We start from the raw sequence: 22416 nt of genomic DNA, 5'->3' as shown, positions 1-22416 counted from the left end.
TAAATTTTAATTTTTGTTTTTCAATCTTTAATCGGCCTTGGCCTGAAACGCCAGCGCGTAGAGCCGCATCTGCTTGACCATCGCCGCCAGCCCGTTGGCCCGCGTGGGCGAGAGGTTGGCCGAAAGCCCGATGGCGTCGATGAAGTAGAGCTGCGTGTCGAGAATCTCCTGCGGCGTGCGCCCGTTCAGTACGCGGATCAATAACGCGATAATGCCCTTGGTTATTATGGCGTCGCTGTCGGCCGCGTAGTACACCCGGCCCTCCTCCAGTTTCGCATCCACCCACACCCGCGACTGGCAGCCCTCGATCAGGTACTGTTCGGTGCGGTGTTCCGGAGCGATCGGGGGGAGCGTCTCGCTCAGGCCGATCAGGTAGTCGTATTTGTCGAGCCAGTCGTCGAATACGGAGAACTCTTCGATGATCTCGTCTTGTATCTTGTCCATGGTATTTTAACTTTCAACTCTCAAGTTTCAATTCTCAACTATTTCTTCCAGCACCCCGCCCTCCGATGCCGCCGGTTCGCGGATGCCCGCCAGGCGCGCCAGCGTCGGGGCCACCGACGTCATGTCCACGCGGCGGTTGACCCGCTGCATGCCTGCGCCCTTGCCGTAGAAGACCAGCGGCACTTCGGTGTCGTAGCCGTACATCGACCCCGACATCGACCAGCAGCGCTCCTGCTCCTCGATCCAGCCGGGCATCAGGTTCAGGATCACGTCGCCCGAACGGCGGGGATAGAAACTGTTCTGCATCCGGCGCGCATAGCCGCTGCCGAAATAGCTCGTGCGCATGGCCGTGGCGGCCAGCGCGTGGGAGATGCCGCTGAACTGCATGGCGAAGATGGCCACCTCGTTCTGCACCTCGGCGAGATTCAATCCCCGTTCGTAGATCAGGTTGTGGTTGAGCCACAGGCACTTGTCGCTGTAATCCACCACCCAGTCGCCCACGCCGTAGCGGACGTTCAGGAATCCGTTGACGATCACTTCGAACTGCCGCGGGTTGAAGCGGTCGGCCTCCGCCGCCCCGGCGTCGAACGCAGGGCTGGTTCCGTGGTCGGAGGTGAGCACCACCGTCACGCTGCCGTCCTTGACCTGTGCGAATACGAAGGTCAGGAAGTCGGCCAGGTCGCGGTCCAGGCGGTAGTACATGTCCTCGACCTCGACCGATTCGGGTCCGTAGGCCTCGCTGATGCGGCGCGGCGAGTCGAGGCAGACGTTCAGCAGGTCGGGAATCTTGTCGTCCCCGAGGCGGTATTGCGCGATGGCCTGCTTGGCCAGTCCCAGTACGGCCGTGTTGCCCGCCGGGGTGTAGAGCATGCGTTCGAAATCGCTCCGCAGGCGGAGGCGTCCCACGCCGTTCTGATCCTGCTCCTTCCTGCTCTTTCCGGCCAGCGCGATGTCGTAGTTGCGGGTGTTGAGGTAGCGGCCGCGTTCGTGGAGCGTACGCCATTCATTGGCGATGTATGAAAGGTTGTAGCGTTCGCGGTTGCTGCGGGCGATCCATTCGGGCACTTCGGCGGCATAGTAGGGCGAGGTCACCCAGTCGCAGCGCGCCGAGTCGAGCCAGAACACCTCCCCGCCGTGCCCGGCCATCACCACGGCCGAAACGGCCTCCGGGGCGATCGTGACGGCGCGGCTGCCCGGGGCGTGCTGCAACAGCGTCTCCGCGAGCGTCGGGGCGATCAGGTGGTAGGCGCCGGGGCCTTTGCGGCCTGCGGTCAGCTCGACGGTCCGGTTGGTGGTGTAGTCCACCCAGCGCGAGCCGATCACGCCGTGGGTCGAGGGCATGGCTCCCGTGGTGAGCGTGGCCAGCGAGACGGGCGTGGTGGTCTGCAAATAGTCGTAGCGGCTGTCGGCATAGACCGTGCCGCTCTCCGTGAGGCGGCGGAAGCCGCCTTCGCCGAAGTTTGCGGCGTAGCGGTCGAGGTCCTCGCCGCGCATCGAGCCGACGACGATCTGCACGATCAGCCGGGGCTGTGCCGCGACGCTCTGGAGCGCCGCGAGAGCGGCTATGGCGTATAGGAAGAATTTTTTTGTCATCTGTGTCGTGAGTTGGCCGCAAATTTACGAATTTATTTCGAGACATTGGCGGAAATGGGCCGTTTCCGATTGAAAATCCATCTCCGGAAGTGCGGCGATACGTTCCAGACAGCGGCGGCAGAAGGCGCGGTGCGCTTCGCCCTGCGGGTTGCGGGGGCGGTGGGCCGCCGCCGCGACGATGGCTTCGGCCTCCGGAAGCAGGCGCAGGGCCTCGTCCGTCAGGACTGCCGGGGCGAATTTCTCCCAGACGTAGTCCACGGCCTGCGGCGCGGGGTGCACCAGGTCGTCGGCGTAGAAGCGGTAGTCGCGCAGATCGTCGGTAAGTATTTCGTACGCAGGGAAATACGCCGTGCACTTAAACCTTTCGGTCAGCTGCTCGGCGGCCAGCCGCAGCGTCGCCTTGCTCACGGCGTTGCCCGCCAGGGAGTCGCCGATGTGCCGTACCGGGCTGACCGTCAGGATGATTTGCTTTCCGGCGAGCGGCCCTTCGATCAGTTCCGCGAATGTCTCCGCGATCTCCTCCACCGAAAGCCGCCTTCTGGCAAATTCCGCGGCGGGCCGGCGGTGGCAGTTGGCGACCGCCTCGCCCGCATGCTCGTAGACCCATGCCGTGCCGAAGGTGAGGACGACGCGGTCGGCCGTGCGGAGCGCGTCGGCCCCGGCCTGCCGTGCGGCGTTCATCCGCCCGAGGGCCTCCTCGGCCGTCGGGGCCGAGAAGTCGCCGTGGAACCCGAAATGGTACCACACTTCGCCGTCGAAGCCCAGTTCTCCGCGCGTCACGGGCGCCGGGTCGGCGTAACTGCGGATCGCCGCGGCGATCGAGAGCGGGTTGAACAGAATGCCCGAGGGGTTTTCCGTGACGCGGAATTTGGCGCCGGCGAGTTTTCGGGCGATGTGCGCGGCGAAGCACGACCCGAGCGCGAGTACCCGGTTTTCGTAGCCGATCTGCACCCCGAGGGGCGCTGTTTCGATTTCGGTGCGGAATTTCATGGCGTACAAATGTACAAAATTTCTTACCTTTGTTCCATGATTCTGAAAGCGAACTGCAAAATAAATCTGGGTCTCGACATCCTGCGCCGCCGTGCGGACGGGTTTCACGATCTGGAAACCGTCATGTTTCCCGTTGCGGGTCTTTACGACGAGGTGGAGGTGGTGCGCACCGCTGCGCCCGGCGCGGCGTTCCGCACCGACGGGCTGGCCGTGGACTGCCCTCCCGAGGAGAATATCTGTCTGCGGGCCTTCCGGCTGATGCAGCGGCATTACGGCGTGGACGGGGTGGCGATCCGTCTCGACAAGCGCGTGCCGTTCGGCGCGGGGCTGGGCGGGGGATCGGCCGACGGTACGGCGGTGTTGTTGGCTGTCAACGAGTTGTTTGCGCTGGGGCTGTCCGAAGCGGAACTGATCGCGCGGGCCGCAGAGCTGGGCAGCGACACGGCGTTTTTCGTGCGCAACACGCCGCAGCTATGTAAAGGAAGAGGTGAGGTGATGGAGCCTTTTGCGCTGAACCTGAAAGGGATGACGCTCGTCATTGTCAAGCCCGGAGAGGGGGTTTCGACCCGCGAGGCCTATGCCGGGGTGCGGCCGCGGATTCCGGAGGTGCCGCTCGCGGAGCGTCTCGGGCGGCCCGTCACCGAGTGGCAGGGGCTGGTGACCAACGATTTCGAAGAGCATATCTTTGCCGCGCATCCGGCCATCCGTGACGCCAAAGAGCGTCTGCTGGCCGAAGGGGCCGTTTACGCCTCGATGTCGGGCAGCGGCTCGGCGGTTTTCGGGCTGTTCGAGGGGCATGAAAAAGGCGAAAGGCTGCGCAGCCTTTCGCCTTTCGTATTCGGATTGTAAACCGTCGTTCCGGAGTTTCCGGCGGCGGTTCCTCTCATTTCGCTGGGAGCGAATCCGCGGGCTGCCGTGCCGTTTCCGTCCCGTCCGCTTCGTCCTCCTCGTTGAAGACGTCGACGATGCCGTCGATAATGTCCTGAAAGGCGGTCGTTTCCGCGTCGTCCGGCTGTCCGGCGCGGGCGCCCCGGTCGAAGGAGAACTCCTTTTTGAACTGCTCGGGTGCGATGAAGTAGTAACAGCCGACGGCGCACGACGCGACCGCCAGCGTGATCAGGAACATGTAAACGTATTGGAGCAGGTCGGTCAGCAGTGTGCGCAGCAGGGCCGACCGCTTCTTTTTCAGCCCGAAGATATTCCGGAAAACGAACGCCGTGTAAAGGAACAGCGGCAGCGTCATCATGTAGAAACTGCTGTACCACGGAAGGAGCAGTTCGGCCGGCAGGGCCGCGATCATCAGCGTGATTTCGAAGATCGCGAGGAAAATCCCGACGTAGAGGTATTCGACATAGCGCAGGTCGGCTTTCCGGCGGAAGACCGTCTTCATGGCCAGCGCGAAAAACGGCAGCATCAGCAGCAGGTAGCCCGCGGGGTGGAGCGTGGCGTAGTCGATGTAGGTGCTCACGAGCCACCGGAACATCGGCTGGCCGTCGGAGGCCAGCGGCGTGTATTCTTTGCCCACGAGCAGGAAAACCACGGCGTAAAAGGTCGACAGCAGCAACAGGATGGCGACCGGGTTGAAGTACTTGCGGCGGCGGCCGGCGATGAACTCCGGGATCACCCGGTGGGGCCGGAACAGGATCGAAAGCCAGGTCGTCGCGGCTCCCTTGCGCATGTCGATGCCCCGCAGTCCGTAGGCTTCGTCGCCGATGAAGGTCGAGGTGACGCTCTCCGCGAGCGATGCCCATCCCAGGCGGCGTGTCGAGGTGCGTTGTCCGCAGACCGGACAATAGTTGCTGTCGACCGTATGGCCGCAGTTGCGGCAGAGCTGGTGTTTGGGCATTCGGCGGAGGTTCTTTGTGCGGGCGGCTCTATTTGCAGCCCGCCACAGGCATCTTGGCGATGCGCGCGATATGGCGTCCGCCCTCGAACTCGGCGGCAAAATAGGCGTCGAGCATCTTGACGGCTTCGTCGTTGGTGATGAAGCGCGCCGGGAAGACGATGATGTTCGCGTCGTTGTGGCGGCGGATCAGCGAGGCGATCTCCGGTTCCCAGCTCAGACCGGCGCGGATGCCCTGGTGCTTGTTGAGCGTCATGGTCATCCCTTCGCCCGAGCCGCAGAGTGCGACGCCGCGTTCCAGTTCGCCGTTTTCGATCGCCTCGGCCAGCGGATGGGCGAAGTCGGCGTAGTCGACGCTCTCGGGCGAGTGTGCGCCGAAATCGAGCACCTCGTAGCCCATGGCGCTGAGGTAGCCCACCAGGAATTCTTTCATTTCGTAGCCGGCGTGGTCGCTGGCGATACCTATTTTTTTCATCGTATTTCGGTTTTATAGTGTTCCGTACAACAAAGGTAGTGAAAATTGCGGTTTGGCAGTGCGGTGCGGCTCCGAATTTGTGTTATTTTTGCACCGTGAAAATTTTTCTCGCCATACTGGGCTGCGCGGCGCTTGCGCTGGGTGTCGTCGGTATCTTCGTGCCGCTCCTGCCCACGACGCCGTTCCTGCTGCTGGCCGCAGCCCTCTGGGTCCGCTCCTCGCCGCGGCTCTACGAGTGGCTGCTGGCACACCGCTGTTTCGGCGAGTATATACGCAACTTCCGCGAAAACCGCGCCATACCCATGCGCGCCAAGGTCGTTTCCATCGCCCTGATGTGGGGCACGATGCTTTACTGCATCTTCGGGCCGCTCGCCGGATGGCGGTGGGCGCAGGCCGGCCTGCTGGCCGTGGCCGTCGGGGTCACGTGGCACATCCTTTCGTTCGCAACCCTGCGGAAGTGATTCGCAAGGTTATTCCGGTATATCTTCGGAGGCCTTTTCCTCGCTGGAAATCAGCTCCGTCTGGTAGTATTTTACCTCGTAGTCGCTCTTTGTATCGTCGTATTCGGCGACGGGCCGTATCCGGATGCGGGCTTCGAAGCCGGGCTTAAAGCCGAAGCCTTCGATCTCCCACGGGAACGGCTCCCAACGCGGATCGGGATAGCGCATGTCCTTGAACCAATAACCGCTCGTCGCCGGACTGTCGGCGCGCCGGGAGGCGATGGTGACGTCGAACTCCGGGCTGAATTGCAGCGGGTCGACGGCCGACTGCATCTGCGTGCGCGAGATCAGCTGTTCCATCGTGTAGCGGCGTCCGGGGCCGTCGGCCGGAGGATCGGCGATCGCGTCGATGCGGACGCGGATCGTCGATTCGTATCCTTTTTCGAAGATGAAGCCCACGACGCTGCCCGAGAATATTTCCCAAGCGGCGGCGGAACCTTTTTTTACGATATAGGCCGGAGTGTGGCCGAAGTCCATCGCGATACCTGCGACGCCCTTTTCGGAGGCCACGGTCCAGATTTCGGTGTGCGATTCGTCTTCGTCGCCCAATTCACAGCCGCCGAAGAGAAGCGGCAGAAGCAGTAAGGTAAGGAGTTTTTTCATAGGAGCCGGAGGTTTCTCTTTAAACGGCGGCAATGGCCTGATACTGCACCGACTATACGAAAAAAACGGACCGGAGTCCGTTTTTTCGTTCAGGCCAGGTAACGTTCTGCGCAGCGGGGTTGCCGAAGCGGAACTATACGGGGATTCGGTATACGTACAGGCAGTCCTCGTTCAGCGGATCGTGTCCGTAGATAACTCCGTTTTTTTCGTCGACAACAATGTCGGTCAGGTAGCGGTCGGACGACAGGATGCAGCGTGTTTCGCCGTTTTCGATATCAATAATTTCGATGCAGGACGCCTTTTTCCCGAGATCGCCGGTCGGAACTCCTTGCCAAAGCGCATAGACGCATCGTTGGCCGCAGACGACGTCCGAATAGTAGAAATACATTTCATTGTCGCGTTCTTGGGCGTATAGCTCTTCTTGGGTGGCACCGCTTCCCAGTACGTGCGTCAGACGAAATCCTTCAGGTGAGAGGTCGTATAATTCAATGCGGTTTATGTAACGGTATGCCACCACCATCCGGTCCGCACCGAGTGCGGCCTTGCATTCGAAGGGGGCGGAGTAGCCGCCTTCGGTTGGTTGCAGTTGAAAATCGACGACATCGATAATCTGCTCGTTCTGTATATCGAGCAGTTCCACGGCGATTTGACGTGGCAAAAAACTTGTCCCGACGAATAGTGTGTCGTTATACTGCACGAGACGGGTATAAGGTTTGGGTAGACTGCGCTGCCTTTTTATCCAGATCGGGAAATGAAAGGTCGACAGATAGGCCAAACTGTCCGCACGCAGTTCGAATAGTTCTATTTGGTTCAGGCTGTTCGAATAGATGGCTACACGGTTCTTGTCGCGCATCTCGCCGAGCGAAGGGATCGGAACCTCATGCGGTCCGCGTCCTATATTTCCCCATTGTACCCGCACCCTTCGTTCCGGGAGGGAGTATACGGTTAGAAAAGGTGCTGCCCGGCTGTTGAGCACATAAAGATCTCCCTGCGAGAGAAACCAACGTTCGGAATAGAATAGGAACGGCAGGGTGATCGAATCGGCCTTGCAGACGACGGGCGGAAGATCTGCCTTCTCGCGGAAAACGATTCCGGTTCCACTTTTTTTAGTACAACCTGTCAACGTCGACAGCAGGAGCAGCCACGCAATGATTCCCGGTTTGGGAAACCTGCTTACCATCGTTTGCAGTCTTCTCTGCCTCTGCCGGTTTTTTCGGCATGGCAACAATCGTATATACGCTCATTTCCGTTCAGTATCCTTCGATGGCCATTGAAATTATCACAGGGACTTTCTTCGCGGGATAGCGCTTCGACGTTGGCCTCGATTAAATCAGATAAGGAGTTGCTGTGTTGAGATTGGTAAAGAATGAATCCGCTTGTCAGGAATAAAGCGGAGATAGCTGACCCGATAAAGAGTTTTTTCATAGGAGAGAGGTGTTTAGGTTGGTTATTTGAGTCCTAATATAGAACAATAATCTGTATTGTGCGATTTTTTATTTATGATTTTAAATAATATTGCTGTTGCGCGAATATTGATATGGCTCGTTCTGGATAAAAAAAACGGGCTTTTAGCCCGTTTTTGTGGATGTCTTTGCCTTGGCTTTCAGCCCCGGGAATTTCGTTCAGGCCAGGTAACGTTCCGCGACGCTGATCAGAAAACCTACCAGGAGGGCGTTCAGAAGCGTCGGCACGGGGCGGCTCTCCTTGCCCGAACCGACGGTGGCCGCAGGAATGGCGGTCATCAGCGCGACGCCCATGCCGTCGGCCCACCAGGGGAGGTAGGGCAGGTCGCTGTAAAAGGTGATGACTGCGGCGAACAGGTAGGTGCAGAATGCCGCACTGCAACTTCGGAACGACGCTTTCTGGGCGATCATCGGAATCGCTACCAGCGCCCCGGCAGCGGCGCCCACGGCAAGTGAAAGGGTAAAGCGGTCCATCGCTATTTCGCCGCGCGCTTGCGGTCGTTCTCGTCGAGCAGGATTTTGCGCAGGCGCATCGAGTGCGGCGTAACCTCGACATACTCGTCGCCCTGGATGTATTCGAGCGCCTCTTCGAGCGTGAAGACCTTCGGGGGTGCGATCGACGTCTTGTCGTCCGACCCCGAAGCGCGCATGTTCGTGAGCTGCTTGGCCTTGGTGACGTTGACCGTGATGTCGTTCTGGCGCGTGTGCTCGCCGATGACCTGCCCGGCGTAGACCTGCTCCATCGGGCTGATGAAGAAGCGGCCGCGGTCCTGCAGCTTGTCGATCGAGTAGGCATAGGCCGTGCCGGTCTCGCCCGAGATGATCGAGCCGTTGGTGCGCATCTCGATCTCGCCGACCCACGGTTCGAAGCCCTTGAGGCGGTGGGTCATGATCGCCTCGCCGGCCGTGGCCGTCAGCATGTTAGACCGCAGGCCGATGATGCCGCGCGAGGGGATGTCGAATTCCAGGCGCGTGCGCTCGCCGTCGGAGGACATGTTCGTCAGCGTGCCCTTGCGGCGCGTCGTGAGGTCGATCACCGTGCCCGAATACTCCTCGGGGCAGTCGACGGTCATCTCCTCGATCGGCTCGCACTTCTTGCCGCCGATCTCCTTGACGATGACGTGGGGCTGGCCCACCTGCAGCTCGTAGCCTTCGCGGCGCATGGTCTCGATCAGCACCGAGAGGTGCAGTACGCCGCGCCCGAAGACGTTGAACGAGTCGGCCGAAGGACCGGGCGTCACGCGCAGGGCGAGGTTCTTCTCCAGCTCGCGGTCGAGACGCTCCTTGATGTGGCGCGAGGTGACGTATTTGCCGTCCTTGCCGAAGAACGGCGAGTTGTTGATCGTGAAGAGCATCGACATCGTAGGCTCGTCGATGGCGATGGGGGGCAGCGGTTCGGGATTCTCGTAGTCGCAGACCGTATCGCCGATTTCGAAGCCGTCGATGCCCATGATGGCGCAGATCTCCCCGCAGGGAACCTCCTCGACCTTCTTCTTGCCGAGGCCCTCGAAGATCATCAGCTCCTTGATCCGGGTTTTCTGCATCGTCACCCCGTCGCGCTTGGCGAGCGTAACCATCTGGCCCGCCTTGAGCGAACCGCGCGTGACCTTGCCCACGGCGATACGGCCCGTGTAGGCCGAATATTCGAGCGACGTGATGAGCATCTGGGGCGTACCCTCGACGATCTTCGGCTCGGGAATCTCGTCGATGATGGCGTCGAGCAGCGGAACGATCGAGTCGGTCGGTTCGTTCCACTTGTGCGACATCCAGCCCTGCTTGGCCGAGCCGTAGATGGTCTTGTAGTCGAGCTGCTCCTCGGTGGCGTCCAGGGAAAACATCAGGTCGAAAACCTGCTCGTTGACCACCTCGGGACGGCAGTTGGGCTTGTCGACCTTGTTGATTACGACGATGGGCTTCTTGCCTAGCGCCAGGGCTTTCTGAAGCACGAAACGCGTCTGCGGCATCGTGCCCTCGAAGGCGTCGACCAGCAGCAGCACGCCGTCGCACATGTTCAGCACACGCTCGACCTCGCCGCCGAAGTCGGCGTGGCCCGGGGTGTCGATGATGTTGATTTTGTAGTCCTTGTAGATGACCGAAACGTTTTTCGAGAGGATCGTGATGCCGCGTTCGCGTTCCAGGTCGTTGTTGTCCAGTATGAGTTCGCCGGCCGGCTTGGCGTTGTCGCGGAGGATGTGTCCCGCCAGGATCATTTTGTCGACGAGTGTCGTCTTGCCGTGGTCGACGTGGGCAATAATCGCAATATTGCGCAGTTTTCGCATAAAAGTATATTTTGTGGTGCAAAGGTAACAAATTCTCGGGAAATTATACTAAATTTGCTCGTTTCTTAAAAAGTTAAATAATGAAACCTGCCTTCAACGTTCGCCAGCAGAGCGAAATTTTCATAGGTCCGGTGGCCGACATTCTCCCCGGAGCGCTCCCCGAGGGGCGCGTGGTGGTGGTCTCCGACTCCACGATCGACCGGCTGTACCATTCGGTGCTGGCGCAGTACGACACCGTGCTGATCGGCCTGGGCGAGAGCATCAAGACGATGCAGACCGTCGAGATGATCTACCGCCGTTTCATCGAGCTGGGCGTGGACCGCTCGACTTTCGTGCTGGCGGTCGGAGGCGGTATCGTTACCGATGTGGCGGGATTCGCCGCATCGACCTACATGCGCGGTGTGAAATTCGGATTCGTCTCGACGACGCTGCTGGGGCAGGTGGACGCTTCGGTGGGCGGCAAGAACGGCGTGAACGTCGACGGCTACAAGAACATGGCCGGAACCTTCACCCAGCCGCAGTTCGTCATCTGCGACCCCGCGCTGCTGCGCACGCTTCCCGAGCGGGAGTTCCGGGCCGGACTGGCCGAAGTGGTCAAGGCGGCGATCATCGCCGATGCCGACCTGTTCGGACGCATCGAGCGGACGACATTCGGGGCGCTGCGAACGGACACCGACCTGCTGTCGGATGCCGTTTCGGCGGCGATCCGCGTCAAGGCCGACATCGTCGAGCGCGACGAACGCGAGTCGGGCGACCGCCGCAAACTGAACCTCGGGCACACGCTGGCGCATGCCATCGAGAAATGTTCGAACCGCATGAACCACGGCGAAGCCGTGGCGGTGGGAACGGCGCTGATCGCCGGGGCGGCCGTGAAGCTGGGTGTGCTGGCCCAGGCCGACTGCGACCGGATCGTGCATGTGCTGACGGCGCTGGGCTTCGACCTGACGCCGCCCGTGGAGGTGAAGCGCCTGCTGAAAGAGGTCGGCAAGGACAAGAAAAACGAAGACGGCATGCTGCGGATCGTCCTGCCGGTGGGCATCGGCGACTGCGAGGTGCGGCCGATGAAGATGGAGGCCTTCGCGGCGTTGTTTTAGAGACGGCTCGGCGCTTCCGGCAAAAAGGGCCGAAGCGGCGGTCAATACAATAAAAATCCGGTCGAACCGACCGGATTTTTTTATTCCTGATAGCGTTTCCGGAGGCTCTCCGCGTAGGCCTCCCAGTCCGTGATGGGCTTTTTGGCGACGCCCGATTCGACGGCGGCCCTCGCAACGGCGGGGGCGACGGTGCACAGCAGGCGCGGATCGAGCGGTTTGGGAATCAGGTAGGTGCGCCCGAATTCGAGCTTCTCGACCCCGTAGGCGCGCAGGACCATGGCCGGAACCGGTTGGCGCGTCAGTTCGGCCAGCGCGTGCGCCGCGGCGAGTTTCATCTCCTCGTTGATCTTCGTGGCCCGCACGTCGAGCGCACCCCGGAAGATATAGGGGAAGCCCAGTACGTTGTTGACCTGGTTGGGGTAGTCCGAGCGGCCCGTGGCGAAGATGATGTCGGGACGCGAGACGATCGCCGTGTCGTAGGCGATTTCGGGATCGGGGTTGGCGAGGGCCATGACGATCGGATTGCCGGACATCGTGCGCAGCATCTCGGGCGTCAGCGTGTCGGCCTTCGAGACGCCCAGGAACACGTCGGCGCCGTGCAGCGCCTCGGCCAGCGTCGTGATGCGCCGCGTGGTGGCGAATTCACGCTTCATCGGGTTGATGTCCTCGCGGTAGACCGTGACGGCTCCATGACTGTCGCAAAGCACCACGTTTTCGCGGCGGATGCCGAGTTCCACGAACAGGCGCGCGCAGGCGATGGCGGCGGCTCCCGCGCCGTTGACCACGACGCGCATTTTGTCCAGCTCCTTGCCGGCGATTTTCGCGCCGTTCAGAAGTGCCGCCGAGGAGATGATCGCCGTGCCGTGCTGGTCGTCGTGCATCAGGGGGATGTCCAGTTCCTCGCGCAGGCGGCTCTCGATCTCGAAGCACTCCGGAGCCTTGATGTCTTCGAGATTGATGCCCCCGAAGGTGGGCGCGATGGCTTTCACCGTGCGGATGAACTCCTCGGGATCGGTCGTGTCGACCTCGATGTCGAAGGCGTCGATGCCCGCATAGGTCTTGAAAAGCATGCTCTTGCCCTCCATGACGGGCTTGGCCGCCAGCGGACCGATGTTGCCCAGTCCGAGCACGGCCGTGCCGTTCGAGATCACGGCTACGAGGTTGCCCTTGCCCGTGTACTTGTAAACGTCGTCCGGCTCTTCGGCGATGGCCAGCGACGGGGCCGCCACGCCGGGCGAGTAGGCCAGCGACAGATCGTATTGCGTGTGATAGGGTTTGGTCGGTACGATCCCGATTTTTCCGGGACGACCTTCGCTGTGGTAGCGCAGCGCCGCGTCGTCGAGTTGCGTTTTTGTGTTCATCTCTCTCATTTTCCGTTAGTAACCTGTTAACCTGTAACGGCAAATATAACACAAAAATTGCTCCGATCTTAACAAATTTTAGAATTTTCGGAAATTTTTTTAGAAATAAAGCCGCAGTCCGCCGTCGGCGCTCGACCGGGTGCGGGTGGAGCTTTTGACGCTCGGGAGTCGGTAGGAACCGGCGTAGAACGTGTAACTGACGCCGACGCGGTAGGAGTGCGGGATTCGCGGCCGATGTCGAGATGCACGCCGAAGTCGCCGATGGAGAGTTTGTCGTAATTGTCCGTATAATGCAGGCAGCCGAATCCGGTCACGAGCGGCACGATCAGCCGTTCGTTCACCGTCAGGCTGCCGCCTGCCTCCGGACCGATGCAATCGCCGCGGGCCCGGCAGTCTTTGCCTTCGCTTTTGAACGAGGCGAACGATTTCACACAGTGTGCGCCGGCGATGAACTGCGTGGCGGGCGGGGTATTCCAGGCGCGCTGGCAGTCTCCCTGCGTTCAGAAGAGCGAGGCCTCCCCGTCGCGCGGACGGGTGAATCCGAGGTGTTCGTAGGCCAGCGGCGTCGCTTCGCGGCCGCGGGGCGTGCGTTTGAGAAAACCCTCCTTGATCAGGAACGGCTCGTAGACCTCTTCGATCGTCCCGGCTTCTTCGCCCACGGCCGTGGCCACGGTGTTCAGACCCACGGGACCGCCGTTGAATTTCTCGATGATCGTTCCGAGGATCTTGTTGTCCATCTGGTCCAGGCCGCGCGAGTCGATGTTCAGCGCCTTGAGGGCGATGCGGGTGATTTCGAGGTCGATGTGCCCTTCGCCCTTGACCATCGCGAAGTCGCGCACGCGGCGCAGCAGGGCGTTGGCGATGCGCGGCGTGCCGCGCGAGCGCAGGGCCACTTCGTGGGCCGCGTCGTCGTCGATCGAGACGTCGAGGATGCGCGCCGAACGCCGTACGATGCCAGCGAGCACCGGAGCGTCGTAGTATTCGAGGTGGCACTGGATGCCGAAGCGTGCCCTGAGGGGCGAGGTCAGCAGGCCGCTGCGCGTTGTGGCGCCGATCAACGTGAAGGGAGCCAGCTCGATCTGGATCGAACGGGCCGAGGGGCCTTTGTCCAGCACGATGTCGATTTTATAGTCCTCCATCGCCGAGTAGAGGTACTCCTCGACGATCGGGCTGAGGCGGTGGATCTCGTCGATGAAAAGCACGTCGCCCGGGTTGAGGTTGGTCAGCAGGCCCGCCAGGTCGCCCGGCTTGTCGAGCACGGGACCCGACGTGACGCGCAATTGCGCCCCCATTTCGTTGGCGATGATGTTCGCCAGCGTCGTCTTGCCCAGTCCCGGGGGGCCGTGCAGCAGGACGTGGTCGAGCGAGTCGCCGCGCATGAGCGCCGCCTTGATGAAGATATGGAGGTTATCGACGATCTTGTCCTGCCCGGAGAAGGTTTCCAGCTCCTGCGGACGGATTTTGTTTTCGAATTCGAGATCGCTCTCCGTGTTGCGTACGATTGACATGATGCAAAGATAGCGATTTTCGGCAAATCCGCGCCCTTCGGGCGAAAAAACAATGTGCCGGGAGGCGGGCCGGGGCGGAACGGTTCGTGTGTCGAAGCGGCGATCCGGCGCATGGTCCGGGAGCGGCGGTTCCGCTTCGCCCGGGGGCATGTCGCGGCAGGGCGAAAAAAATCCGGCCCGCAGAGTGGCGGACCGGAACAGCTGCCGTGAGGGAGTGGCTACTTCTCCTGCGGCAGGTCGAGTTCGATCTCCTGGGAACCGTTTTCGTAGGTTTCGATATGCAGGACGACGCCTTTCTTGCCTTCGAGCAACTCGGCGAGCGGCGTGAGGTCGAACGAAACGTAGTAGCCGTCGGTATAGCCCTGCGTGTCGCCCCCGGGGTTGTGGCGCAACTCCAGTTGCAGGTAATCCGCATCGGCCGCTTCGGCCTGTTCGGCACCTTCGTCCCCGTCTTTCACCTCGTTGACGATCACCGTGAACGTGTGTTTCGAATTGTCCGATACGGGATAGAGCGCATAGAAGGTCAGCCACTCTTTCGTGAGGTTGAACGTGTTGCTCTGGAAGCCCGTTTTGGCGCTGCCCAGCTCTTCGAGCCGCGCTGCGTCGGTCACGACCTCCGAAGTGCCGGTGTAGATGTTCTCGACGGCGTAAAGGTCGATGTTGTAATCGTAATTGGCAATGCCGTTCTCCAATGTGAACAAGATGATGACCCGCTGTGTTTTGTCGGGATCGGGCTTGTAGCCCGGGACGCGGGACTTGTTGCCGGGGTAGAGCGTCTCCCCGTTGTCGCGTTGGAAATAGTAGTCTCCGCCGTCGAGCGTGCGGACGGTGGTGATGAGTGTACGGAGTGGTTTGCTGTCGTCGTCATTGCATGAAACAAAGGCCATGACGAGTGTCGCTGCGATAAGGAATAAACCGAATTTTTTCATAATATCCATATTTTATGTTACCTTTCGCTCTTAAAACGTCCGGCAGGGCGGAATACTGCATGTGAAATAAATTTTTTTCACGCCATGCAGTCTTTTGCCTTCCGCCGCATTTATAGAGTGTAGTGTGTAATGCAAATGGAGGAACAGATACTGGCCGAAGGGTGCAGGAAGGGGGACGATACGGCCCGCAAGGAGCTGTACGACCGCTATGCAGGCCGTCTGTTATCGATTTGCATGCGTTATGCCGGAGACCGCGCGACGGCCGAGGACCTGCTCCACGACGCTTTCCTGAAGATCTACGGGGCGTTCGACCGCTTCACCTACCGGGGACCCGGTTCGCTGCGCGCCTGGATCGAGCGGGTCACGGTCAACGTGGCGCTGGAGTGGATCCGCAGCCGCAGCAAGCTGGGAAGCGTGACGCTCGACGAGGGAAAGGCCGCAGCGGAGGTGGCGGAGCCGGACGTGTCGGAGATGGCCCGCGTTCCGCGCGACGTGCTGATGCGGTTCATCGGTGAGCTGCCCGAGGGTTACCGGGCGGTATTCAACCTCTACTGCATCGAGGAGTATTCCCACCGCGACATCGCCCGGATGCTGGGAATCAACGAGAAAAGCTCCTCTTCGCAGTTGTTCCGCGCCCGGGCCATGCTGGCCCGCAGGGTCAGGGCTTATTTGGAGACGCATTAGAAATTTGGCAGTGTGTGGCTCCGGGATAATTAATAAAGGTGAATCATCCGGTGCTGCCGGACTCACATAGGATTATGAAACAAGACAAGGATTGGATCGATGCCATGCGGAACGCGCTTCGCGACGCCGAACTCCCGCCTCCGGCGGGGGGATGGGAGCGTCTGCAACGCGAGTTGGGCGGTGCGGTTCCGGGGGCGGTGGCTCCCGAGGCTAAACCCCGCGGGTCCGTATGGCGGATCTACTGGCCGCGGATTGCCGCCGCAGCCGCTGCCGTGCTGATCTGTGTCGTTGCGGGTGAATTCCTGCTTCGGCCGGACAAGGCGTTGGAGAATGATGGGACTGTTATCGCATCGGTGGCGGAAGACGGGGCAGCCGCGGTTGCCATACCGCAGCCCGCGGAGCCGGAAACCGTGCGGGACGCCCTTGCAAAGGCGGTGGGACTGCCTCGGGTGCAGGCCGCCGGGGACGTATCCTCCGCGGGGCGGCGGACACTTCTCGCTGCGGCCGCAGGGCAGTCTGCGCGGAAGGCGGCCCTGGAAAATGTCCGGGCGGACGGTGAGCCTGCGGTCCGGGCCGGAGAGGCGGCGGAAGGTTCCGGACAGACAGCGAAGGCGGTGGCCGGAGAAACAGCAAAGGCGGCTTCCGGCGAAAGGGCAAGGACGGTCTCCGGAGAGACCGCGGAGGCGGCCTCCGGCGGAAAGGCGCCGCAACAGGCTGCCCGGCAGCCCGCGACGCGGTCGGCGGCAGGTTCGGCCAGCCGTACGGCACTCTCCGGCGAGCCGTTCGTGGCCTACACCAAACCGCATAAGAAGGCGTCGTTCTCGCTTTTCGCCGGCGGCGGCGTGGCAGGCGGAAACGGCGAAGGGCTGGCTCCCCGGCTGCGTTACAATTCGATAGCGAACGACGCTTCGTCGGTGGTCGGCAACGGCAACAACCTGGCGCCCCTGCGCAGCAATGAATACGGCGAGAGTTCGTTCCGCCACCACCAGCCGTTGAGTTTCGGCATCGCCGTACGCAAGGAGTTCGCGCACGGGCTGTCGTTGGAGAGCGGCGTGAACTACACCCTGCTGCGTTCGGACGTAAGGATGCAGTACTCTTCGGACGACGTGAGCCAAAAGCTCCATTTCATAGGGGTTCCCCTCCGGTTCAACTGGCAGTTCCTCGAACGCGGCCGCTTCTCGTTATATATGGGTGCGGGGGGCATGGTCGAGAAATGCGTCTCGGCCAAACTCGGCTCCAAGACCGTCGACGAACCCGGCGTGCAGTGGTCGGCGCTTGCCGCCGTGGGAGCACAGTACCGTGTCGGCGGTATGGTGGGACTCTATTTCGAACCCGAAGGATCGTATTACTTCACAGAAACCGGATTGCGTACGTCGCGTACGGATTCACCCCTGACGCTAACCCTGAGACTGGGCGTGCGCCTCTCTTTTTAAAGTCTGATTTTATAAATCGCACATTTATTGTATAGGAGGAGTTCGCACCGGACGTGCGGATTCCTTTTGTCCTATTATAAATAGGTGCGCCCAAAAGTGGTATTCAAGCGATCAAAAGTGCTATTTTTTGTTGTATGATCGAAATTTGTTACTATTTTTGTTGAATAAATTAAGTGACGCCCGACCTTGCATTCGCCCAGATACGATAAAAAAAAGCACAAGTGCGCTTGTTGCGCACCTGTGCCTGGTAGTCCCGACGGGAATCGAACCCATATCGTAAGAACCGGAATCTTATATTCTATCCATTGAACTACGGGACCGGGTGTGCAAAGATGCAAAAAAAATTTTAATATTCGAAAAAAAATGCGAGAAAAGCAGAATAATTGGCAAAGAATCGAGGCCGTAATCAAGTGGGCGAATATGTCGACCAACTATTTTGCGCGATATATCGGCCTGGCGCGCGGTGAGAACCTCTATCAGATAAAGCGGGGCAACAACGGTATTTCGCTGGATGTTGCCGACCGTATCGTCAGCAAATTCCCCCAGGTGGACAAACTCTGGCTGCTGACCGGCGAAGGACAGATGTTCTCCGAAGAGCGGACACGCGGCGCGCAGATACCTTATTATAATGTGGATGTCGAACAGGGCATCGCGCACCTGGAACACCTCGACGCCGAGAGCAACCTCGTCGTGCCTCCGGTGGGGGCGTGCGACCTGGCGATGTGCTATACGGGGCGTGCGATGGGAAGCATCGTGCCGCCCGGAACGGTCGTGCTGCTGAAAGCCGTGGACCGCGATGCAATTATTCCCGGGGGTGAATATGTGATTGTCTGCCGAAAAATTGTAACTTTGCGGATAGTTCGGGCCGCCGACGAGGAGGGCAAAGTCCGCCTGGTGGCCGGAGATCGGGAGAATTACGATGACATCGTTTTGAATGTCAGCGATATAGTCTCGGTCTACAACGTGAAGGGCAAATTGATCATAAACAGTTGAAGAGTATGTTTTCAGGCATCGTGGAACGTACGGCGGAAGTGGTTTCGATCCGTACGGACCGTCAGAACAAGGATTTCACGCTTCGGGCGGATTTCTGCAAGGAGTTGAAAATCGACCAGAGCATAGCACATAACGGCGTATGTTTGACAGTTGTGGACATCACGGAGGACACCTACACCGTGACGGCCATGAAGGAGACGCTCGACAGGAGCAACCTCGGGCTGCTGCGCGAAGGCGATCTGGTCAACCTCGAACGGTCGATGAAACCCGATGCCCTGCTCAACGGGCACATCGTGCAGGGGCACGTCGACCAGACGGCGGTCTGCACGGCGAAGGAGGATGCCGACGGAAGCTGGTACTTCACCTTCGAGTACGAGCCGCAGGGAGCCGGACTCTGTACGGTCGAGAAGGGTTCGGTGACGGTCAACGGCGTGAGCCTCACGGTCTGCGACTCGAAGGAGAGCAGTTTCCGGGTGGCGATCATTCCCTACACCTTCGAGCACACGAATTTCTGCCGCATCGAAGTCGGCTCGGTCGTGAACCTCGAATTCGACATCGTCGGCAAATACATCGCCCGGCTGATGCAAAACTACATGAAGTAAGCCTATGGTGCACATCAAGACAAAGGAGGGGGCGTCGCTGTGGATCGCCCTGCTCGCCGCGGCGATCGTCGCCGTAGGCATGACGCTGCTCGACGTGGCGTGGTGGATCACGCTCTGCACGTCGGCCGGAGTGTTCGTCGTGGTGGCGCTCGCGGCGCTGTTCATTATCCGCAAGTACGTGGCTTACAAACTCAAGCCGATCTATTCGATCGTGCTTTCGCGCGACGTGCACACCAACGAGATCTTCTCGGAACTGAAGGACAAGCGCGTCGAGAACATCGGCGAGGAACTGACGGCCTGGGCCGACACCAACGACAAGGAGATCGCCCGGCTGAAGGAGGCCGAGTGCTTCCGCAAGCAGTATCTGGGCAACGTGGCCCACGAACTGAAAACCCCGATATTCAATATCCAGGGGTATATTTCGACGCTGCTGGACGGCGGGCTGGAGGACGAGCTGATCAACCGCAAATACCTCGAACGCGCCGAGAAGAGCATCGACCGCCTGATCAACATCGTCAATGACCTCGACACCATTTCGAAGCTCGAAAGCAGCATGAACAAGCTCAATCTGGAGCGATTCGACGTGGTGGCGCTGGCCAGGGAGATCGCCGAGCAGGCCGAGATGGAGGCCGACAGGAAGGAGATCCGGATTTCGGTCAAGGGGGCCGACAACCTGCCTTCGCCCTTCTGGGTGCTGGCCGACAAACACTACATCGGGCAGGTGTTCGTCAACCTGATCATCAACTCGATCCGCTACGGCAAGGAGGGCGGGCAGACCCGCATCCGGTTCCGCGACATGCTGGACAAAATTCTGGTCGAGGTCGAGGACAACGGTTCGGGCATCGCCAAGGAGGATCTGCCGCGCGTGTTCGAGCGCTTCTACCGTACGGACAAGGGGCGGTCGCGGGAGCAGGGCGGCACGGGACTCGGGCTGGCCATCGTCAAACATATCGTCGAGGCGCACGGCGAACGGATCACGGTCCGCAGCGAACTCGGCGTGGGCAGCACGTTCTCCTTCACGCTGAAGAAGGTGAATTTGCAGGAGGTAAAATAAAAGCGTTGTTTGGCCGTTCTTTATCGTAAGAATCGGTTTCTACGATGATGTGCGGAACGCAGGCCGCCTCCCTCCCTGAAGGAGGGTCGGGGCGGGGCAGATTTGAATACGGCACCGAAGGCGGCGACTGCGGCCGGGCGAAAGGGAATCGGGGCCGAATGGAGTAACAACTTGAATAAATGATATTACTGTCACAACCGCTATCCATTGTCTGGAATTTCGATCCGGTGCTGTTCAGCATCGGGTCGCTCGACATCCGTTACTATGGGCTGATGTGGGCGCTGGCCATCCTGATCGGCGCGAAATTCTTCGACAACTTCGTTAGACGCGAAGGACTTCCCGCAAAGGTCTCGGAGTCGATCTTCATTTACGGAACGCTCGCCACGATCCTCGGAGCGCGGCTCGGCCACTGTCTGTTCTACGACACGATGGAATACCTTTCGAAGCCGTGGACCATCATCACGGGATTCCGCGACGGAGGAATGGCCAGCCACGGCGCGGCCATCGGCCTGCTGATCGGGCTGTGGCTCTTCTCGCGCCGCAACAGACTGCCTTACATCTGGTCGCTGGACCGCATCATGATTCCGGTGGGCATCGGCGGCGCGATCGTGCGGCTGGGCAACCTCTTCAACTCGGAGATTTTCGGCCAGGCGACGACCCTGCCGTGGGGCTTCGAGTTCGTTCGTTCGCACAAGTGGGTGGCCGAGTTCGCCCCTGCGGCGGTGCACCCGACGCAGATTTACGAGGCGCTCTGCTATCTGGCGACTTTCGGCATCCTCTGCTGGCTCTATTACAAGAAGGACACCGCGCGCCGCCGTCCGGGCATCCTGTTCGGAATCGGCCTGATCGGCACCTTCCTCACGCGCTTTTTCATCGAGTACATCAAAACCGAGCAGGAGCCTTTCGAACTGGGCTGGGCCCTCGACATGGGCCAGTGGCTCAGCATTCCCTTCATCCTGCTGGGAATCTATATGATCTGGCGGGGTGCCACCCGGCCCGAGACGGTTCCGGCCCCGGCTCCGAAAGCCCCGGCCGCAACGCCTAAAAAGAAGAAAAAATGAACGGTAATCCGATGGAAGAGCAGATCGGCAGGCTTATAGGCAATCTGCTGGCCGGCGGCGGGGAGGTTTTTCTGCCCGGCGTAGGTTCGTTCTACACCGAGCGGCAGGGAGCCAGGCGGCTCAACCGGCGCTTGGTGCTGCCGCCGAGCCGCACGGTGGCCTTCACCTCGCAGCAGCAGGGCGTGTCGCTGGTCGACGAGATCGCCCGCGTCATGCGCGAGGACGGCGGATACGAGAATCCCGAAGCCGAGGCGCAGGCCGTCTACGACCGTTGGATCGCCCGGGTGCACCGGGCCAACCTGCTGACCGTCGAGGGCGTCGGGGAGCTGAAATTCAAGAATTTTATCCTCGACGAGGCGTTCGACCTCCGGCTGAATCCGCAGGGGCACGAACCCGTGCGGATTCGTGTGCAGCGCCGTTTCGACTGGCCGCTGTGGGTCGGCGTCGCGGCAATCGGGATCGCGGTGGTTTACGGCGGGCGGGAGTTCCTGCTGCTCTATCCGGAGGCGTCGGAGACACCGGAAGCGGCGGCCGTGACGGAAATTCCCGTTGCCCCCGACAGCCTCGGGACCGTCGAGGCGCCCGATGCTTCGGTCGGGGTTCCCCCGGCGGTGCAGCCCGTGGCCGGGGAATTCGCCGCGCAGGCGGGGAGCGCGGCTCCGGAGAGGCCCGCCGCCGCACCGGAACCGGAGACCGCTGAAACGCATCGGGCCGAAGAACAGGGCGCTCCGATGGCGTTGCTTTCGGGCCGCCACTATGTCGTGCTGGGGGTTTTCAGCACCGAAGAGAACGCCCGGCGTGCCGTGCGGGAGACCGCGGGCAAAGAGTCGGCGTTCCGTTGCCGGATTTACCGTTTCGGGGAGAAATTCATGGTTTCGCCCTTCTCGTCGGACGATGCCGGGGTCTGTGCGCAGTTCATCCGCGCACAGGGCGGGCGTTTCCCCGACATGTGGACCTATACCGCCCGCTGATGGCCCTTGCGGAGTTGATAACCCGGGCGGTCGACTGGTTTTACATCCGGCCCGTCGCCGCGGTCCTGCCCCGGCAGGTGTTCCGTTACGCGGTCTGCGGGGGTGTGACCTACATCCTATTCGACCCCTTCTGTTACTTCCTCTTTTACAATTTCATCGTAGCCCACCGCTATTTCGACCTGGGATTCGTGGTCGTCTCCCCGCATATCGCGGCGATGATCCTCGTCTTTCCGTTCACCTTCTTCGTGGGCTTCTGGCTCAACCGCTACGTGGCGTTCCGTCGGTCGCCGATCGGCGCCGGGACGCAGCTCCTGCGCTACCTGCTTTCGGTGGCGGGATCGGTCCTGCTGACCTATGCGGGTCTGAAATTCTTCGTGGAGGTCTGCGGCGTGTGGCCTACGCCGGCGAAGATGATGACCACGCTGCTGACGACGGTTTACAGTTTCCTCGCGGCCAAATACTTCACCTTCCGGCACGCCGAAAAGCCGTAGGGCCGCCGGATGCGCAAAACGGAAAGGGACCGGTGACGGTCCCTT

The 22416-nt window shown here is 60.7% G+C and carries 25 protein-coding genes and 1 tRNA gene; 11 read left to right on the top strand and 15 right to left on the bottom strand.

Features of this window, described 5'->3' with window-relative positions; translation table 11 throughout:
- Positions 1-27: 27 nt before the first annotated feature.
- From ACGHP5_RS01845 to ACGHP5_RS01835, 3 genes are read right to left on the bottom strand one after another with little or no spacing between them, the layout of a single operon-like run.
- Entirely contained in the window at positions 28-444 is a 417-nt protein-coding gene (locus ACGHP5_RS01845) for a SufE family protein (protein WP_278433543.1), read from the bottom strand.
- A gap of 27 nt (positions 445-471) precedes the next feature.
- Positions 472-2037, bottom strand: coding sequence for an alkaline phosphatase family protein (locus tag ACGHP5_RS01840; RefSeq protein WP_390567906.1), 1566 nt, complete (start codon positions 2035-2037; stop codon positions 472-474).
- Positions 2038-2061: 24 nt separating this feature from the next.
- Positions 2062-3027: a GSCFA domain-containing protein gene (locus ACGHP5_RS01835; protein WP_390567905.1), complete on the bottom strand. Its 966-nt coding sequence runs from the start codon at positions 3025-3027 to the stop codon at positions 2062-2064.
- 36 nt (positions 3028-3063) lie between these two features.
- On the opposite strand from ACGHP5_RS01835, the gene ispE reads away from it, so the two are divergent.
- Positions 3064-3876: a 4-(cytidine 5'-diphospho)-2-C-methyl-D-erythritol kinase gene (ispE, locus tag ACGHP5_RS01830; RefSeq protein WP_390567904.1), complete on the top strand. Its 813-nt coding sequence runs from the start codon at positions 3064-3066 to the stop codon at positions 3874-3876.
- Positions 3877-3910: 34 nt separating this feature from the next.
- On the opposite strand, the gene ACGHP5_RS01825 is transcribed toward ispE, so the two are convergent.
- The gene (locus ACGHP5_RS01825; protein WP_390567903.1) at positions 3911-4873 is read right to left on the bottom strand and encodes a DUF3667 domain-containing protein; all 963 of its coding nucleotides are present in this window, start codon (positions 4871-4873) and stop codon (positions 3911-3913) included.
- 28 nt (positions 4874-4901) lie between these two features.
- Positions 4902-5345: an RpiB/LacA/LacB family sugar-phosphate isomerase gene (locus ACGHP5_RS01820; RefSeq protein ID WP_290531764.1), complete on the bottom strand. Its 444-nt coding sequence runs from the start codon at positions 5343-5345 to the stop codon at positions 4902-4904.
- A gap of 95 nt (positions 5346-5440) precedes the next feature.
- Here ACGHP5_RS01820 and ACGHP5_RS01815 point away from each other — a divergent pair, with 95 nt between their 5' ends.
- Positions 5441-5806: a YbaN family protein gene (locus ACGHP5_RS01815; protein WP_290531763.1), complete on the top strand. Its 366-nt coding sequence runs from the start codon at positions 5441-5443 to the stop codon at positions 5804-5806.
- Positions 5807-5815: 9 nt separating this feature from the next.
- On the opposite strand, the gene ACGHP5_RS01810 is transcribed toward ACGHP5_RS01815, so the two are convergent.
- The 5 genes from ACGHP5_RS01810 to typA all read right to left on the bottom strand — a co-directional run bounded on the left by ACGHP5_RS01810 (position 5816) and on the right by typA (position 10190).
- Positions 5816-6448, bottom strand: a complete 633-nt coding sequence (locus tag ACGHP5_RS01810; protein WP_390567902.1) for a DUF4377 domain-containing protein — start codon at positions 6446-6448, stop codon at positions 5816-5818.
- A gap of 133 nt (positions 6449-6581) precedes the next feature.
- A complete protein-coding gene (locus ACGHP5_RS01805; RefSeq protein ID WP_337756918.1) occupies positions 6582-7628 on the bottom strand; it encodes a hypothetical protein in 1047 nt (348 codons plus the stop codon).
- Positions 7622-7873: a hypothetical protein gene (locus ACGHP5_RS01800; RefSeq protein ID WP_390567901.1), complete on the bottom strand. Its 252-nt coding sequence runs from the start codon at positions 7871-7873 to the stop codon at positions 7622-7624. Before ACGHP5_RS01800 ends, ACGHP5_RS01805 begins: the two co-directional genes overlap by 7 nt.
- 197 nt (positions 7874-8070) lie before the next feature.
- The gene (locus ACGHP5_RS01795; protein WP_295901591.1) at positions 8071-8385 is read right to left on the bottom strand and encodes a hypothetical protein; all 315 of its coding nucleotides are present in this window, start codon (positions 8383-8385) and stop codon (positions 8071-8073) included.
- 2 nt (positions 8386-8387) lie between these two features.
- Positions 8388-10190 (bottom strand): translational GTPase TypA, encoded by a 1803-nt coding sequence (typA, locus tag ACGHP5_RS01790; RefSeq protein ID WP_290531758.1) that lies wholly within the window; start codon positions 10188-10190, stop codon positions 8388-8390.
- 80 nt (positions 10191-10270) lie between these two features.
- Here typA and aroB point away from each other — a divergent pair, with 80 nt between their 5' ends.
- A complete protein-coding gene (aroB, locus tag ACGHP5_RS01785; protein ID WP_337658220.1) occupies positions 10271-11284 on the top strand; it encodes a 3-dehydroquinate synthase in 1014 nt (337 codons plus the stop codon).
- An 80-nt stretch (positions 11285-11364) separates the two neighbouring features.
- Here the strand turns inward: aroB and ACGHP5_RS01780 are convergent, their stop codons facing one another.
- From ACGHP5_RS01780 to ACGHP5_RS01765, 4 genes are all read right to left on the bottom strand, one after another.
- On the bottom strand, positions 11365-12645 hold the full coding sequence (locus ACGHP5_RS01780; protein ID WP_295901597.1) for a malic enzyme-like NAD(P)-binding protein: 1281 nt from the start codon (positions 12643-12645) through the stop codon (positions 11365-11367).
- 68 nt (positions 12646-12713) lie between these two features.
- On the bottom strand, positions 12714-13076 hold the full coding sequence (locus tag ACGHP5_RS01775; protein ID WP_337658278.1) for a hypothetical protein: 363 nt from the start codon (positions 13074-13076) through the stop codon (positions 12714-12716).
- A 69-nt stretch (positions 13077-13145) separates the two neighbouring features.
- Entirely contained in the window at positions 13146-14153 is a 1008-nt protein-coding gene (gene ruvB / locus ACGHP5_RS01770) for a Holliday junction branch migration DNA helicase RuvB (RefSeq protein WP_295901603.1), read from the bottom strand.
- Positions 14154-14371: 218 nt separating this feature from the next.
- Positions 14372-15082 carry a NigD-like C-terminal domain-containing protein gene (locus ACGHP5_RS01765; RefSeq protein ID WP_295901606.1) on the bottom strand — a complete coding sequence of 237 codons (711 nt, stop codon included), beginning with the start codon at positions 15080-15082 and terminating at the stop codon, positions 14372-14374.
- 135 nt (positions 15083-15217) lie between these two features.
- Between ACGHP5_RS01765 and ACGHP5_RS01760 the strand changes: the two genes are divergently transcribed.
- A complete protein-coding gene (locus tag ACGHP5_RS01760) occupies positions 15218-15766 on the top strand; it encodes an RNA polymerase sigma factor (RefSeq protein WP_290531752.1) in 549 nt (182 codons plus the stop codon).
- Between the two features lie 74 nt (positions 15767-15840).
- Complete coding sequence (locus tag ACGHP5_RS01755) at positions 15841-17199, top strand: hypothetical protein (RefSeq protein WP_337772007.1); 1359 nt, start codon at positions 15841-15843, stop codon at positions 17197-17199.
- 245 nt (positions 17200-17444) lie between these two features.
- Here ACGHP5_RS01755 and ACGHP5_RS01750 read toward each other — a convergent pair.
- A tRNA-Arg gene (locus ACGHP5_RS01750) sits at positions 17445-17519 on the bottom strand.
- Positions 17520-17562: 43 nt separating this feature from the next.
- On the opposite strand from ACGHP5_RS01750, the gene ACGHP5_RS01745 reads away from it, so the two are divergent.
- The 6 genes from ACGHP5_RS01745 to ACGHP5_RS01720 all read left to right on the top strand — a co-directional run bounded on the left by ACGHP5_RS01745 (position 17563) and on the right by ACGHP5_RS01720 (position 22371).
- Positions 17563-18192: a hypothetical protein gene (locus ACGHP5_RS01745; RefSeq protein ID WP_290531750.1), complete on the top strand. Its 630-nt coding sequence runs from the start codon at positions 17563-17565 to the stop codon at positions 18190-18192.
- A gap of 5 nt (positions 18193-18197) precedes the next feature.
- Positions 18198-18794, top strand: coding sequence for a riboflavin synthase (locus ACGHP5_RS01740; protein ID WP_390567900.1), 597 nt, complete (start codon positions 18198-18200; stop codon positions 18792-18794).
- Positions 18795-18798: 4 nt separating this feature from the next.
- Positions 18799-19848, top strand: a complete 1050-nt coding sequence (locus tag ACGHP5_RS01735) for a cell wall metabolism sensor histidine kinase WalK (protein WP_290531748.1) — start codon at positions 18799-18801, stop codon at positions 19846-19848.
- A 188-nt stretch (positions 19849-20036) separates the two neighbouring features.
- Complete coding sequence (gene lgt / locus ACGHP5_RS01730) at positions 20037-20909, top strand: prolipoprotein diacylglyceryl transferase (protein ID WP_290531856.1); 873 nt, start codon at positions 20037-20039, stop codon at positions 20907-20909.
- Positions 20906-21880, top strand: coding sequence for a hypothetical protein (locus tag ACGHP5_RS01725; protein ID WP_390567899.1), 975 nt, complete (start codon positions 20906-20908; stop codon positions 21878-21880). The genes lgt and ACGHP5_RS01725 overlap by 4 nt, the downstream gene beginning before the upstream one ends.
- Entirely contained in the window at positions 21880-22371 is a 492-nt protein-coding gene (locus ACGHP5_RS01720; RefSeq protein WP_290531855.1) for a GtrA family protein, read from the top strand. Before ACGHP5_RS01725 ends, ACGHP5_RS01720 begins: the two co-directional genes overlap by 1 nt.
- The last annotated feature ends 45 nt before the right edge of the window (positions 22372-22416 follow it).

Source organism: Alistipes sp. i18-0019-D1, from assembly GCF_042852885.1.
Taxonomy (GTDB): domain Bacteria; phylum Bacteroidota; class Bacteroidia; order Bacteroidales; family Rikenellaceae; genus Alistipes.
The sequence above is the reverse complement of the archived record's forward strand: the minus strand, read 5'-3'. Positions and strand labels throughout refer to the sequence as shown.